20 protein-coding genes are annotated in these 13,389 nt (G+C 36.9%); 14 read left to right on the top strand and 6 right to left on the bottom strand.

What is annotated here, in order from left to right:
* Window positions 1-6 precede the first annotated feature (6 nt).
* Both EHLA_RS07160 and EHLA_RS07155 read left to right on the top strand, forming a co-directional pair.
* A complete protein-coding gene (locus EHLA_RS07160) occupies window positions 7-375 on the top strand; it encodes a metal-dependent transcriptional regulator (protein ID WP_015528448.1) in 369 nt (122 codons plus the stop codon).
* Window positions 376-498: 123 nt separating this feature from the next.
* Window positions 499-735, top strand: coding sequence for a hypothetical protein (locus EHLA_RS07155; RefSeq protein ID WP_015528449.1), 237 nt, complete (start codon window positions 499-501; stop codon window positions 733-735).
* Between the two features lie 15 nt (window positions 736-750).
* Here EHLA_RS07155 and EHLA_RS07150 read toward each other — a convergent pair whose 3' ends face one another.
* Complete coding sequence (locus EHLA_RS07150) at window positions 751-2,130, bottom strand: relaxase/mobilization nuclease domain-containing protein (protein WP_015528450.1); 1,380 nt, start codon at window positions 2,128-2,130, stop codon at window positions 751-753.
* On the bottom strand, window positions 2,097-2,420 hold the full coding sequence (locus EHLA_RS07145) for a MobC family plasmid mobilization relaxosome protein (RefSeq protein ID WP_015528451.1): 324 nt from the start codon (window positions 2,418-2,420) through the stop codon (window positions 2,097-2,099). The genes EHLA_RS07150 and EHLA_RS07145 overlap by 34 nt, the downstream gene beginning before the upstream one ends.
* A 249-nt stretch (window positions 2,421-2,669) precedes the next feature.
* Between EHLA_RS07145 and EHLA_RS07140 the strand changes: the two genes are divergently transcribed.
* On the top strand, window positions 2,670-3,059 hold the full coding sequence (locus tag EHLA_RS07140) for an MmcQ/YjbR family DNA-binding protein (RefSeq protein ID WP_055039885.1): 390 nt from the start codon (window positions 2,670-2,672) through the stop codon (window positions 3,057-3,059).
* Window positions 3,060-3,116: 57 nt separating this feature from the next.
* Here the strand turns inward: EHLA_RS07140 and EHLA_RS07135 are convergent, their stop codons facing one another.
* Window positions 3,117-3,317: a helix-turn-helix transcriptional regulator gene (locus EHLA_RS07135; protein WP_005344265.1), complete on the bottom strand. Its 201-nt coding sequence runs from the start codon at window positions 3,315-3,317 to the stop codon at window positions 3,117-3,119.
* Between the two features lie 56 nt (window positions 3,318-3,373).
* On the bottom strand, window positions 3,374-4,105 hold the full coding sequence (locus EHLA_RS07130) for a helix-turn-helix domain-containing protein (protein ID WP_055039884.1): 732 nt from the start codon (window positions 4,103-4,105) through the stop codon (window positions 3,374-3,376).
* 194 nt (window positions 4,106-4,299) lie between these two features.
* Between EHLA_RS07130 and dinB the strand changes: the two genes are divergently transcribed.
* The 7 genes from dinB to EHLA_RS17110 all read left to right on the top strand — a co-directional run bounded on the left by dinB (window position 4,300) and on the right by EHLA_RS17110 (window position 8,438).
* Complete coding sequence (dinB, locus tag EHLA_RS07125) at window positions 4,300-5,547, top strand: DNA polymerase IV (RefSeq protein WP_055039883.1); 1,248 nt, start codon at window positions 4,300-4,302, stop codon at window positions 5,545-5,547.
* A gap of 14 nt (window positions 5,548-5,561) precedes the next feature.
* Window positions 5,562-5,774: a DNA-binding protein gene (locus EHLA_RS07120; RefSeq protein WP_055039882.1), complete on the top strand. Its 213-nt coding sequence runs from the start codon at window positions 5,562-5,564 to the stop codon at window positions 5,772-5,774.
* A gap of 12 nt (window positions 5,775-5,786) precedes the next feature.
* A complete protein-coding gene (locus tag EHLA_RS07115; RefSeq protein ID WP_005344271.1) occupies window positions 5,787-6,026 on the top strand; it encodes a hypothetical protein in 240 nt (79 codons plus the stop codon).
* A 250-nt stretch (window positions 6,027-6,276) separates the two neighbouring features.
* On the top strand, window positions 6,277-6,849 hold the full coding sequence (locus EHLA_RS07110; protein WP_008688147.1) for a hypothetical protein: 573 nt from the start codon (window positions 6,277-6,279) through the stop codon (window positions 6,847-6,849).
* 9 nt (window positions 6,850-6,858) lie between these two features.
* On the top strand, window positions 6,859-7,230 hold the full coding sequence (locus tag EHLA_RS07105; protein ID WP_044921552.1) for a hypothetical protein: 372 nt from the start codon (window positions 6,859-6,861) through the stop codon (window positions 7,228-7,230).
* Window positions 7,231-7,333: 103 nt separating this feature from the next.
* Complete coding sequence (locus tag EHLA_RS07100) at window positions 7,334-8,173, top strand: PD-(D/E)XK nuclease family transposase (protein WP_015529876.1); 840 nt, start codon at window positions 7,334-7,336, stop codon at window positions 8,171-8,173.
* 127 nt (window positions 8,174-8,300) lie between these two features.
* Entirely contained in the window at window positions 8,301-8,438 is a 138-nt protein-coding gene (locus EHLA_RS17110; RefSeq protein ID WP_015529878.1) for a LytTR family transcriptional regulator DNA-binding domain-containing protein, read from the top strand.
* Window positions 8,439-8,718: 280 nt separating this feature from the next.
* On the opposite strand, the gene EHLA_RS07090 is transcribed toward EHLA_RS17110, so the two are convergent.
* Both EHLA_RS07090 and EHLA_RS07085 read right to left on the bottom strand, forming a co-directional pair.
* Window positions 8,719-9,285 (bottom strand): IS630 family transposase, encoded by a 567-nt coding sequence (locus EHLA_RS07090; RefSeq protein WP_157908562.1) that lies wholly within the window; start codon window positions 9,283-9,285, stop codon window positions 8,719-8,721.
* Complete coding sequence (locus tag EHLA_RS07085; protein ID WP_173813745.1) at window positions 9,212-9,649, bottom strand: IS630 transposase-related protein; 438 nt, start codon at window positions 9,647-9,649, stop codon at window positions 9,212-9,214. Before EHLA_RS07085 ends, EHLA_RS07090 begins: the two co-directional genes overlap by 74 nt.
* A gap of 337 nt (window positions 9,650-9,986) precedes the next feature.
* Between EHLA_RS07085 and EHLA_RS07080 the strand changes: the two genes are divergently transcribed.
* The 4 genes from EHLA_RS07080 to EHLA_RS07065 are packed head-to-tail and all read left to right on the top strand — an operon-like array spanning window position 9,987 to window position 13,354.
* Complete coding sequence (locus EHLA_RS07080; RefSeq protein ID WP_055039881.1) at window positions 9,987-11,348, top strand: radical SAM protein; 1,362 nt, start codon at window positions 9,987-9,989, stop codon at window positions 11,346-11,348.
* Window positions 11,348-12,019, top strand: a complete 672-nt coding sequence (locus EHLA_RS07075; protein ID WP_015529880.1) for an ABC transporter ATP-binding protein — start codon at window positions 11,348-11,350, stop codon at window positions 12,017-12,019. Before EHLA_RS07080 ends, EHLA_RS07075 begins: the two co-directional genes overlap by 1 nt.
* Window positions 12,012-12,716 carry a hypothetical protein gene (locus EHLA_RS07070; protein ID WP_015529881.1) on the top strand — a complete coding sequence of 235 codons (705 nt, stop codon included), beginning with the start codon at window positions 12,012-12,014 and terminating at the stop codon, window positions 12,714-12,716. Before EHLA_RS07075 ends, EHLA_RS07070 begins: the two co-directional genes overlap by 8 nt.
* Window positions 12,707-13,354 carry a hypothetical protein gene (locus EHLA_RS07065; RefSeq protein WP_015529882.1) on the top strand — a complete coding sequence of 216 codons (648 nt, stop codon included), beginning with the start codon at window positions 12,707-12,709 and terminating at the stop codon, window positions 13,352-13,354. The genes EHLA_RS07070 and EHLA_RS07065 overlap by 10 nt, the downstream gene beginning before the upstream one ends.
* The last annotated feature ends 35 nt before the right edge of the window (window positions 13,355-13,389 follow it).

Raw genomic sequence — 13,389 nt, 5'->3', positions numbered from 1 at the left:
GAACCGATGAAGATTCATGCGTCCGGGGAGGATTATCTGGAGGCTGTGCTGATTCTTCAAAAGAAGCAGGGTATGGTCCGATCCATTGATCTTGCCCGGCACATGGGATTCAGTAAACCGAGCATCAGCCATGCAGTAGGTGTGTTAAAGAATGGCGGTTTCCTGACTGTCGATGAAGATGGATACCTCAATCTGACTAATGCCGGGCGGGAGGTTGCCGAGAAAATTTATGAACGCCATCAGTTCTTTACGGAGCAGCTTGTAGCTGTCGGGGTTGATCGGGAAACTGCAGAAAGAGATGCCTGTCGGATAGAACATGTAATCAGTGAAGAAGCTTTTGAAAAATTGAAAACTTCGGTTGAAAAAAAGTATTAGTACAATGTTGATTCACCGAATCTTTTATGTTCATCATACTATAGAATTGTTGAGAAACGTGAAACAGGGTATGAAACTCGTATACTAAAAGACATTCAGAGTGGAATTATACTAGAAACACTTATGGCAAAAGGACATAGGAAAACGCCGGAAGAAAAAGCAGCTGTTGCGAAACAAAAGAGGAAACAGAGGCGAGCAAAACGGAAAAAAGAAGCAAGAGATAATCTGACCAAAGAAGAGATCTTGCAAGATGACCGATTTTTCTGTATTGCTGGTTATACCTCCGGAGGTGCACCGTATGGTGTCACCTGGGAGGAAAAGGATTTGAAACCTTGGGAAGATTTGGAAGAAAATGAGTGAGTTGCCAGTGCAATCTTATTTTTCTCTTGTGACAGAAACAGGTTCCTTTTTTGCCGGAAGTAAGTCTGAACTGATCTCTGGAGCATCGAGCAGTGCAGTGAAATTTTGCTGAATGATCTCTAGGGTTTTCTGCTTTTTCTGCAATTCCTGTTTTTCCCGGACAGTAGCATCCTGTTCAGATTCAAGATTTTCAATCCGCTTCTGGATTTTATTAGAGCTTGGGATTTTGGTGACACCGAGATCCTGAAGCTCTTTTTTTAGTGAATCGTGGAGCTGGTATTCTGCCTGATGTTTGGTGCGGTATGCTTTTGGATTTTTAGCAGATTTACAATCTTCAATTACTTTACGACAAAGCCGGTAAGAATCGCAGTGTTTCTGAATGACTTTCTGCGTGCTCAGCTCACTGTTGATTTGTGCTATTCTTTGGTCGGCAACTTTCACAGAAGCTTCAATGTCAGATACATGCTGCCTGAAATCGTCATAATTCAGCAAGTTATTTTCGGAAAGATAGTTGAAGGTATGGGCTGCCTCTTTTAGATTATTGAGCTTTGCCCATCGTTCAAATCCCTCTCGATTTCCAGTTGTGACATAAGTGGAGATATTGATATACAAGCGAGCTTCTCTGGACAGATGTCTTGGAGTTTTTACTTTGCTACGATTTTTAGCCAGACGGATGCGAACATTTTCTTCGGAATAATAGCTTCCGAGAGATTTCATATAAGTGAAGTTCTTCTGCTCCGGTGCACGGAAGGACAGGTGCTTTCCCTGCCGGACTTCATATCCGGCTAACTGCATCTTTTGCAGAAATTCCTCATAGTTGATGGAAGTCCAGATTGATTTATCAACTGCGACACGTAGCTTGGCTTTCCAACTGGTGCCACGATGATATTCCATGTTCTCTTTATAGCTTTTACCTTTTTTTCCGGTTGGCATGCTGGTGGCAAGTCCATTTTCATGGCAGATACGATTACTGATTCTGCAGAGTTTATGGTAGCTCCGCTTATTGGAAACATACTTGTGATGATCAACAAAGCTTGCAGCGTTGAAGATGATATGATTGTGAATATGATTTTTGTCAACGTGTGTGCTGATCACGTACTCATATTTTCCTTTCAGCACTTCGTCAGCAAATTGTTGACCTAAGCGATGGGCATTTTCGGCATCAACTTCTCCAGGTTTAAATGATTGGATCAGATGAAATGCCAGGTTATCGCCTTTATCCATTCCATTCTTTTTTGCCATTTCTCTTGTCATAGAAAATTCAAGATCTGCAGTTTCCGGGGAACAGCCAAAACTGGAAACTAACAGTTTTTCATCTGTCTTATCTGGATTTGTAATATAGTCCAGAGCTTTCTTGTCAGTTACCTTAATGGGGAAGATTTTAAGATACGCCATAATTCTTTCACCATCTCTTTCAATTCTTGCATTTCTTCTGGATATAGATCTCCGGTGGTATTTACCTTTTTTGCAATCTGGTTGATATTTACACCAATCTTGTGCATTTCCTCATACTGTTTCTTCAGTGGGGTGGTATCGGTGTTGACGATGTAACCGTCGATTGCCATCTTACGCAGATAAGCTCCCATGTTTTTGGTTTTTGATTCTATCATCTTCCTGCGTATAAGCTTCCTTTCTTCTTCGGTGACATAAAAATGGATTTCTTTGTTTCTCTTTCTTTCAGCCATTGGTGGGTTCTCCTTTCTGAGAGGACAGTAGTATCGTTGCTTTCAACGTTTTTCAATTTAGGGCAGGGTACCCTAAATTGGGATTTCCCGGAAGTGTATCCTCACTTCCTGTCCTTGCTGTTTTATCCCTCTATTAGTTAAAGTCAGGAGAACCGGGAAAATGCAAAAGAATTTGACAGGTAGTATAGGGAACAAAAATGTGGTAAGATTATGGACAGGATATCAGAAGAATCAGGAGTTGAATGGATTGTGAAGAAAGAAGAAATATTTGAATATGTGCAGAAACAGTATGGCACACTTCCGGAATATCTATGGAGTAAACTACCGGACAGTGCAGTACTCCGACATAAAAATGGAAAATGGTATGCAGTGATCATGACGGTTGAAAAATCGAAACTGGGATTAGAAGGAAGAGAGTTGGTTGATATCATTGACGTAAAGTGTGATCCGGACATGACAAATATGATTATTCAGACTTATGGATTTTTACCTGGGTATCATATGAATAAACAGCACTGGATCACGATTTTACTGGATGGTTCGGTCAGCGAAGCAAAGGTACTGGACTTTTTAGATATGAGTTATGACCTGATTGACGGAGCAGGCGGAAAAGAAGAAAATGTAAGTGGTTTACAGTGATTTTTGAGCAAAAGGAAAACCGGGGATTTTACTCCTCGGTTTTTCGGCTGTTATGCTTCAGTCTTCAACTTGAAAAATATCTTCTACAGGCACTTTCAGGTAATGGGCCAGCCGGATTGCAATCTCAAGAGAGGGATTACGTTCTCCACGTTCGATGCGGCCTATAGTCTGGCTGCAGGAACCTATGGCTTCAGCCAAATCTGCTTGAATGAGATTCCGTTCTTCACGAATATCTTTTAATGTATTATTGATTGCCATTCAATCACTTCCTTTGCTTATTGTTATCAGCAGGATCATGAACCTGCTGTTGAAATCTAATGAAATCCCGGAATTTCTGCACCTTTGCATTTCCCGATTACTTTTCCAAAAACTTTAAAAGAGTCAGATTCCAAAACCTGGATAGGACGATATTTTTGATTTAAAGAGATCAGATAAACACCATCTGGCTCATCGTGTAATTCCTTGATGTAAATATTGCCGTTGAGATAGAAGATTCCAATTTCACCATTAGCAAGAGAATCTTTTTTCTGAATCCATGCAACATCATCTGTATGATAAACTGGCTCCATACTGTCACCGGAAATCCGTACACCAAAGTCAGTCTGCTCAGGAGCAAGGTGTCCTACATCATAGGTTTCTTTTACAGAATCCTCCAGGTAATTTCCAGTACCAGCAGAAACTGGTTCCCATGTAATTTCTACAGGATGATGGAATGGGATAATTTTTGCAGACAGTGGAGAAAACTTTTTAGAAGCTTTCAAAATATCAGCAAATTCAATCAATTTATTTCTGCCTTCTTCATTCAATCCACTCATAATGTTATATGGGTTTTCTCCAAAGAAGGATTCATATATATCTTCGATATCAAGTAACTGGCAAAGTGTCAGGAAAACATGTAAAGCTGGTTCTCGTGCATTGGTCTCCCATTTGGAGATTGCTTTTGTAGTGACCTGAATACCTTCCTGAGAAAGCAGGTCTACCAGATCTGATTGAGAGTATCCTTTCTTTTTTCTATTTTCTGCTAATATTTCCCCGAAATCACGCATTTGTTCGCCTCATTTCTATTTGAATTTTCTATATGCATTATACCGTATGATAGAAATAAAATCAACAATAATCTCCAAAATGGAGAAAATACAACCAAGATGTTACTTGACTATCTCCGGAATGTCGATATATACTAAACATACAAAAATTGATAAGACATCATGTTGAAGAAAACAGCTGGGAGGTGAAAAGTTTGAGTGAGCGTGTGATCCTGCATAGTGATATGAACTGTTTTTATGCCAGTGTGGAAATGCTGCATCATCCGGAATTTACCGGAATGCCGCTGGCAGTCGGTGGCGATCCGGAAGCCAGACATGGGATTGTGCTGACAGCAAATTATATTGCAAAGCAAAAAGGTGTAAAGACCGGAATGGCATTATGGCAGGCAAAACAGATTTGTCCGGAAATCATATTTGTACCACCACGGATGGATTTGTATTTGAGATTTTCACAGATGGCAAGGGAAATCTATTCGGAGTATACGGACAAGATCGAGCCATATGGAATTGATGAAGCCTGGCTGGATGTATCGGACAGCAGAAATCTGAAAGGAAGCGGAATGACGATTGCAAGAGAAATCAGCCATCGGATTAAATACGAACTGGGTGTAACGGTAAGTATTGGAATTTCCTGGAATAAGATTTATGCGAAACTTGGTTCAGATTATAAAAAGCCGGATGCAATCACAGAGTTTAATCGAGAAAATTATAAAGACAGGATATGGCAGCTTCCAGCGACAGATTTGCTTTATGTCGGAAGACAGACAAATAAGAAATTGCAAAAACTTGGAATCCGGACAATTGGGCAACTTGCGGAATCAGACGAAAAGTTGTTAGAGAGCCATTTGGGAAAAATAGGAAATGTATTATGGGCTTTCGCAAATGGTTGGGATGAAGATCCGGTTTGCAAGGAAGGATATGAAGCACCAGTAAAGTCGATAGGTAATAGCACTACAACACCGAGAGATCTGGAAAATGATCTGGATGTCTGGATCATTCAAATAGCATTGGCAGAAAGTGTAGCTGCACGATTGCGGAAACATGGATTTAAATGCAAAACAGTAGAAATTACAGTTCGAGATAATGGATTGTATAGTTTTTCCAGACAGATACATTTACGACAGCCAACGAATATTACAAACGAGATTGTAACTGCAGCATTTCAGCTATTTAAAGATAATTATAAATGGGAACATCCCATTAGAAGCCTGGGAATCCGAGCTGCGGATCTTGTGTTAGATGATATTCCCGTGCAGTTGGATTTATTTGGAAATCAGGAGAAAAAGGAAAAGTTAGAGAAGCTGGATCGTACTGTAGATGAGATCAGACGACGGTTTGGTTATTTCAGTATACAGCGAGCGGCAATGTATCAAGATAAAGTCTTATCCCACTTAGACGCTGGTACGCACACGATCCATCCACACAGTTATTTTCATGGGTAATTGGAGGGATAGATTTGAAAAAAACATTAACCAGAAAACAGAAAGAAAGTTATCAGTGTCTTTTGGATTATACGAAGGAGCATGGATATCCGCCGACAGTACGGGAATTTGGAAAATTGATCGGGGTGAAATCAACATCATCAGCATTTTCCAGAATCAAGCAGTTGGAGTTAAATGGATATATCCGCAGAATCCCGGCATCGCCAAGAGCAATTGAGATTTTATAGTGAGGTGTCGGCATGAACAAAGTATATGTAGATGTAGTGGCAGAGTTTCGGAAAGACGGACAGCTGGTTCCCATATTTTTTACATGGGAGGATGGAAGAAAGTATAGCATTGACAGAATTTTGAAAATCGAGCGATGCGCCAGCAGAAAGGCAGGCGGTGTAGGAATGATGTACACCTGTATGATACAAGGGCAGGAAAGCCACTTGTTTTACGAAGTGGATAAATGGTTTATGGAGAGAAAAACAGCATAAGGAGAGATTGGTATAGACGATATTATTTGGATTATTAACCGGCAGGGATAGTCACTTTCCCTTTATATTCCTGCAGGTTTTACATAAGAAGATGGATTCCGGTCAGCAAAGGCAGCTCCCACAATGCCTTTTGGATATCCGCTTCTGCAAGTTGTAGTAAGTAATTGCTTCCCATCAAAATCATGGGGAAAGCGAACTGGTCTGAAAGACCGCCAGTTAGTGTGATGATGATAAGGAGATTTTGAAACTGATGACAGACAGAGATTATGCAATTAAATCAATGAAAGAAATTACCTTCCAGATGGCAAGTCATGCACAGGATTATCTGGAAGTTACAATCGAAAGACATTATACTGATATTAAAGAATTGATGACAAGCTATCAGAAATTGATTTTGGAAAATCAGATTGTGTTAGAAGAACTGGATATGGAATGCCAGGAGAAAATCAATGAAGATATGGCATATGCATTGAGTTATCTGAGCATTTATAACAACCAGCTGAATGTGCCAAAGATGCACCGGGAGATGAATAATCTGATGATTATTTATGGATTGTCGGACATGATCTATCGGGGAATGACTTTGGTGAAGTTCTATGCACCGAATGGTGTGATGCTCAGTGAAATCCTTCATTCCTGTTTTTGCAGTCATTATAATAAGACAGATGTGGAAGTACAACAGGAGTTAGGAATAGGCAGGACTTCTTTTTATAAAATGAAGAAGCAGGCACTTGGGTATTTAGGATTTTATTTTTATGAGATCGTGGTACCGCAGGCAAAGGATAAAAGATTTAAACCGTCACTGGGCGTTGAGGAAGAGTAGGTGAATAATATGAGATACGAAGATTCAATGAAAGGTGTAGCTGCTCAGATAATCAAAGAACAGCAGCGAGTCAGTAAAATTAAAAACAATCCAGAAGAGTTCCATTGGCATGACGAATATGCAACGTTGAATTTCTTTCGGTTTATCTGCAAAAATATCGGTAACTTGGGAAATGGAGAAATTGAGAAAATGGTCACACGCTTGAAAAGCATAGATCAGAAAGCAGTGGAAAACCATGTGAATGGTGCTGTTTGGGCATTTGATTATGATAAGATGTTCTGTGTATTGATGGAAAATGAAATTTGCCGAAAGGTGTGTGAAAAGAATAAATATAATAGTTGGATGAAACTGATTGGAAATTATTGTTTTCAAGTGGTGTAGGATAAAATAGTGGCTTGTGAAAAGCTGATTTTGATGTTAAGATGAAATTGGGATAGGAGACATTTAGGAACCTATCCTGACATAGCAAAGAATGGAGGCGAGAATGGACGTGGCGAAAGAAGAAATCGTGAAAACAGAAGAATTGGAAACACGTTACGAAAGATACAAGGGTATCTTAAAAGACCTTACCATCATGAGCGATGTGTTTATGCGGAATGTATTCAAGAAACGGGAATGTACAGAATATGTTCTGCAGGTAATTATGAATAAAAAGGATCTGAAAGTGATTGATCAAGTTCTGCAGAAAGACTATAAGAATTTGCAGGGGCGTTCAGCTATTCTGGACTGTGTTGCCAGAGATTCTGAAGGCAAGCAGATGGATGTAGAAATCCAACAGGACAACGAAGGGGCATCTCCCAAAAGAGCAAGGTATCATAGTGGTCTGATGGATATGAACACATTAAATCCAGGACAGGATTTTGATGACCTTCCGGAAAGCTACGTGATTTTTATCACCAGAGACGATGCACTTGGATACGGACTTCCGATTTATCATATAGACAGGAAAATCGAAGAAGTCAGTGAGAATTTTAAGGATGAAGCTCATATTATCTATGTAAATTCTAAGAAACAAGAGGATACAGAATTAGGCAGACTGATGCATGATCTTCACTGTAAGAATGCAGAAGATATGCACAGTAAGATACTTGCTGACAGAGTATACGAATTGAAGGAAACACAGAAAGGGGTGGAATTCATGTGCCGTGAGATGGAACAGATTTACAGTGAAGGTATTGAAAGCGGTGAAATGCAAAAAGCAAAAGAGACAACGATTGCCCTTGCAGAGATGGGTTTACCTGCTGACAAGATTGCTAAAGCCGTTAAGATTGGCGTCGATGTCGTACAGAAATGGATTGATGAGAGCATGAGTGTTGCACATTAACAAATACTGAATTTCAAAGAAGCTGCCAGAAGATATGATTTTCTGGCAGCTTCTTTTTAAGAAATTGGAACACAAAGAAAAAGTGCTTTCTCAGAATTGATGTGAATAGAAATTAGGAAGCAAAACAATGCGAAGAGATTGTTCACTCGTGCAACTGGAAGACATGTTGGATAGAAATTTATTTATAAGAATTAGTAAAAGCGGCATTGTAAATTTAATGAATGTTGATTCTTATAAAAAAGGAACAATAAATATAAATGGATAAGAAATAAATGTTGCAAGAAGAAGACGTAAAGATTTCGAAATCGCATTCCAAAGATATGATCTTGAATTTAGAGGGGAATAAATGGAAATAGGAATATTATATTTATAGTAGTAAATAAAGCTTTTAATGATTAAGCTTAATGGCATAATCGACATAATCTAAGAACATTGCAGTAATTACTCATGTAAATGTCGTAAAGCTAATATATAATTTAGTCACTCGATAACAAAGTCGAGAATATACATAAGGAGGAAATGCCATGAATCCTATAGCTATCCTCTTAATTAGCGCAAATTCCAGATGCGTGGAACCACCCTTTGCAATCGTTCGTACTTATTGTTTCTAAGGCCGCTTTTACAGCCTCAGGTAGTTCAGCAGCAACACGGACTTTCCTCTTTCTGAGAAAGGATTTCATTTTTGACCACATTTTTTCAATAGGGTTCAAATCTGGACTGTATGGTGGCAAATATAGATAGGAGATCCCCGCCTTGTCTAAAAGTTCCGTCACTATTTTGGCATGATGAGAGCGCATGTTATCCATGATTACAACATCGTCTTTCTCAAGGCTCGGTATCAATTGTTTTCCCATATATTCACGAAATCGCTGTGCAGTTGTTCCACCTTGGTACGTAGTATATACCAGACTGCCATTAAGCCGTATGGATGACAAAACAGTTGTTCCGGCAGGCGTGTTGATCGGGGTAGCATCCATGGCACGTTTCCCATGTACTGCATGTGCATAGTGTCTTGTGAGGTTTGTATTAATACCGCTTTCATCGAGATATATTTGATGTTCTGCATTTGCACCAGATATAGTTTCTATCCATTGACTGCGTTTTCTCTGCACATCGGGGACGCTCCTGTTCTTTTGCGTGCAAAGACTTTTTCTTATAAGTATAACCTTGCTTTATCAGAAAACGCCTGACGGCTTCATCGCCTACAGGTAAATGAAGCGTTTCGACAATCTCCTTCATTGTGATATCTGGTTGTTCTTGTACAAGTCCCAGAATATCGTGGTGCTGTTTTTCTGTAAGAATTGTTTTCCGGCCTCTCATCTGCGTTCTGGTCTCATAACTGCCAGTGCGTGCACGCTCTTCTACAAGGCGGTATACGGTGCTTTCATTTACTGAAAAATATTTTGCAATTTCCCTGGCATTATGAGTTTTATCCCAGGCCTCCAATACCAGTTTTCTAGCTTCATTGTGTAGCATACTATCATCTCCTACACTATATTTTATCACCGCTGTAAAGGGACTGCATTATTTAAGAGGTTTGCTATAGTATTTCACCAATGGGAAACGGATGTAAATTATGTGCAGGATGTACAGGGTGTATGTTCTGTGGACCATCCGCAATTGCTGCAGCGGGTGCAGCAGGCTTTGTTGGATTTTTCTGAGTAATAAATCATAACAAGCAGAAGACTGGAAGTGAGATTTTACCGCTAGATAGTAATAATTCTCACTTCCTGTTCTTTCTATAAAATAATTACAGATGATAATAGAAATAAGATTGATTATATTGTAGGTTAAACAACAATAAGGAGAAGGTATGTATCTGAGATTAATTAACGTAAAAGCAATAGAAAGACAAAGAGATTCTTATATTCTTGTAATAAATAACCGTTATGAAAAGATGGGTGAATCATTGTATCGCATTAACAAAGATGCTTTAGAAATTATACGTAACCTAAATGGGACAAAAACATTTGATGATCTAGTTGACATGATGATCAGTTGTCATTTAGAGAAGAAAGAACAGGCTAAGTATAAATTAAATAATTTTTTGAATGAATTGGAGAAAAATCCAGGAATTTCTGTGGAGTATTTAAAAAAAACAAATCCAATAGAAATACCAATACTTGGAAATGGAAAAACACAGTATCCATCAGCTATTTCTGTAGAAATTACACATAGGTGTAATGCAAAGTGTTTGCACTGTTATGGAGAATATTGTGCAACGAATGCATTTAAAGATAATACAGAGGAAATAAAGAAGTTACTTAAGGATGCACGTAAAGCAGGGACAAGAGTAGTAGAATTTACAGGTGGAGAAGTCACGTGTCATCCGAGGTTTTTAGAAATCCTGAATGAAGCGTATAATCTTGACTATTCATTAGTAAGTATACTATCGAATGGTTTATTTTGGAATAAAGAATTGTTCGCACTGATTGCAGAACATAAGGAGCAGACAGTTGTACAAATCGATTTACACGGAGATAATGATGATTATATAAATTGGTTTATGGGAACACAAATACCCAATATTACTCACCGTGTTAAAGACACAATTATGAGAATTAATAATTCAGGAATACTGATGAGAGTTGTTACAATGGTAACACCGCAAAACATTGACCAAATTGAAAATATTGCAGGATGGGTAAAAGAAGCAGGTATCGAAACTTATGGTATATCAGCAATTACTCCTATGGGAAGAGCTGATTTAGAGGATAAAAATAATTTGCTTTTAAAGACATTAGAACAACATGAAAGGGTTGGTAAAGTAATAGAAAACATTAATACCCGATATGGAAAAGGGTTTTTATATAAAATTAAAGACGGAAATAGCAACGCAAAGAATTGTGGAGCATTTACATCGAATCCTTCAATAACGCCAGAGGGAGAAATCAAATTTTGTGCAATGGATAACCAGACAGTGATTAAATCTTTGGGAAATGTATTTAAAGAGGATATCGGACAGTTGTTTTCAAATAATTATCAATTAATGAATATGATTCGTGGTATACAAGCTCCAGATTATACAAGTAAAGAATGCTCAGGGTGTGAAAAAAAGTACTTTTGTAGTTATTGCATAATACGTGGGTTAGTAGCTGCTAAAGAAAAAGGCTTTGAAAATTGTGCATGGTATTCCCAATATATACCAAATGAGTTTAGGAGGCTGTTAATATAATGACAAATATTATTTCTATTTACAATCTTTCAAAAGCGTTTGATGGTAAGAAATTATTTCAAAATTTTAATTTTACTGTCAAGAAAAATTCTGTCCATGCCTTGATAGGAGCAAATGGAGCAGGAAAAACTACACTATTGCGTTTACTCACCGGATTATACGAACCAGATGAAGGAAAAATATCTGTATCGGGTAAACATGCAATGTTGCTTGAGAATGATTATTTATATGAGGATAAAACAGGTTTGGAGAACTTGAAAATCTTTGGGTTGTATTTTGGATACTACGTAAAGGACTATAAGAAATATAGTGATTCATTAAATATTACAGAACATTTATTGAAACGTGTTAGTACGTATTCAAAAGGAATGAAAAGAAAATTGTCAATTCTAATCGTTATACTAATCAACAGTGAGATTATTTACCTTGATGAGCCAACATCAGGGGTAGATCCGTTGTCTCGTGTTGAAATAAGAAAGATTATCCAGAAACTAAAGGAAGAAGGAAAAACAATATTGATTACATCTCATGATTTAAGTGAAATTGAGAAAAGTGCAGATTATGTCACTATGATTGAAAATGGTAAGGTTGTTTTCAATGAGGATATAGATAACATAAAAGGGACAACACTGGAAGAGTTATTTATAAAAGAAGGTGGAGATTATGAATAATATTAAAAAAGCTGTTTTTTATATTATATTTAAGAGTAAATCTACAATTTTTAATATGTTAGGAGTAGGAGTGCTTGGGACACTGATGTTGGTTGTATTTCAACAGGATCAATTTTATTCAAAAGGAACAGATTATCTTATTTTAGTTTTTTTTGTAGTTCTTTTAGGATGTACTCTTCTTCAGGCAAATTCTATAATAATAGATTTGACAGTGAAAGATAAAATGAGTAAACGGATGGAGTTTTTTTTAGCATCAGGGATTGATTTAAAGTTTATTATTAAGGCCTACACAATACAAATTTTAAAAGCATCAATTATAATTCCTTTTATTATATTTGTATTAGGTTATTATCTCATAGATTTTAAAATTTCATTTTTTGGTATTATAGCCTTTTTTATATCGACAGTAATAATGAGTTACACTGAAGTTCTATTTTTCAATACAATTACATTTTCTGTAGAAAAATATAAGTTATTTAAAAATATGGTCTTTTTTGGAAATTTTTTTCTGATTTATATTAGTGCTATGTGTGCGAATGAAATTGTTGAATTTGTATCAGGTTTAAATATTAGTATGTATATTTTTATTATTATTCTGAATATAATTGGTGCGACAATTTTAGCTGTTATTTCTTTCAGAAAGATTTCTAAATTAGACAATGAAAGTGTTGTAAGGAGTGTTGGACAATGGATTTGACTATTATTAGGATTCATGTGAAAAAAATTTTAACAGGTAATTTTGTTTTTATGAGTCTAGTAGCAATTATTTTTGGTATATTAACCTTATTTAGTAAAGGGCAGGAAAAAATAATTGGCTCATATACTTATATTGATATGCTTTGGAAGGGGTATATTTTTTTATATATTATATTTGCCTGTGAATTAAGTAAAGATTTACTACAAATGGAAAAAATCACAAGAAGAATAGAGTGGTTGATTGCAAATGGGACTAGGCTTCAATCTATCCTTATTAATCATACAGTTTCTTTGTGGATATCAACTCTCTTACTTCTTATGCCACTGTTAGGTATTACTATATACAAAATAGGATCACCTGATGTTGCCCAAATACTTGATTTCTTTACATTTACCTTATTAAGCAGTATAATTATTAATGCAGTTATTTTGGTTATAAGAGATATGAATAAATATAAGGGAATTTCTTTGCGTATATCAGTATTTTATTTTTTTATTTTAATTATTGAGAGTATGTTTTATTCCTGGAGCAATAATTTTATTTTAACTGTTATAATAAAGTATGTAATAAGTTTGTGTGTTAGTGTATTTGTTCTGCGAATGGCCACTAAAGAGAGAATTGTAATGGCATACTACTAGATACGGTAAATGATGTTTCAGTGATGTGGGTGAAA

It is taken from the genome of Anaerobutyricum hallii (genome assembly GCF_900209925.1).
Lineage (GTDB): Bacteria > Bacillota > Clostridia > Lachnospirales > Lachnospiraceae > Anaerobutyricum > Anaerobutyricum soehngenii.
The sequence above is the reverse complement of the archived record's forward strand: the minus strand, read 5'-3'. Positions and strand labels throughout refer to the sequence as shown.

Bases quoted from the DNA above. Each gene is read 5' to 3' on its own strand.
- EHLA_RS07110 (WP_008688147.1), top strand. From the start codon at position 6,277: ATGACAGACAGAGATTATGCAATTAAATCAATGAAAGAAATTACCTTC.
- EHLA_RS07100 (WP_015529876.1), top strand. From the start codon at position 7,334: ATGGACGTGGCGAAAGAAGAAATCGTGAAAACAGAAGAATTGGAAACA.
- EHLA_RS17110 (WP_015529878.1), top strand. From the start codon at position 8,301: ATGCGAAGAGATTGTTCACTCGTGCAACTGGAAGACATGTTGGATAGA.
- EHLA_RS07065 (WP_015529882.1), top strand. From the start codon at position 12,707: ATGGATTTGACTATTATTAGGATTCATGTGAAAAAAATTTTAACAGGT.
- EHLA_RS07085 (WP_173813745.1), bottom strand. From the start codon at position 9,649: ATGCTACACAATGAAGCTAGAAAACTGGTATTGGAGGCCTGGGATAAA.
- EHLA_RS07160 (WP_015528448.1), top strand. From the start codon at position 7: ATGAAGATTCATGCGTCCGGGGAGGATTATCTGGAGGCTGTGCTGATT.
- EHLA_RS07080 (WP_055039881.1), top strand. From the start codon at position 9,987: ATGTATCTGAGATTAATTAACGTAAAAGCAATAGAAAGACAAAGAGAT.
- EHLA_RS07070 (WP_015529881.1), top strand. From the start codon at position 12,012: ATGAATAATATTAAAAAAGCTGTTTTTTATATTATATTTAAGAGTAAA.
- EHLA_RS07145 (WP_015528451.1), bottom strand. From the start codon at position 2,420: ATGGCTGAAAGAAAGAGAAACAAAGAAATCCATTTTTATGTCACCGAA.
- EHLA_RS07075 (WP_015529880.1), top strand. From the start codon at position 11,348: ATGACAAATATTATTTCTATTTACAATCTTTCAAAAGCGTTTGATGGT.
- EHLA_RS07150 (WP_015528450.1), bottom strand. From the start codon at position 2,130: ATGGCGTATCTTAAAATCTTCCCCATTAAGGTAACTGACAAGAAAGCT.
- EHLA_RS07115 (WP_005344271.1), top strand. From the start codon at position 5,787: ATGAACAAAGTATATGTAGATGTAGTGGCAGAGTTTCGGAAAGACGGA.
- EHLA_RS07135 (WP_005344265.1), bottom strand. From the start codon at position 3,317: ATGGCAATCAATAATACATTAAAAGATATTCGTGAAGAACGGAATCTC.
- EHLA_RS07130 (WP_055039884.1), bottom strand. From the start codon at position 4,105: ATGCGTGATTTCGGGGAAATATTAGCAGAAAATAGAAAAAAGAAAGGA.
- EHLA_RS07155 (WP_015528449.1), top strand. From the start codon at position 499: ATGGCAAAAGGACATAGGAAAACGCCGGAAGAAAAAGCAGCTGTTGCG.
- EHLA_RS07105 (WP_044921552.1), top strand. From the start codon at position 6,859: ATGAGATACGAAGATTCAATGAAAGGTGTAGCTGCTCAGATAATCAAA.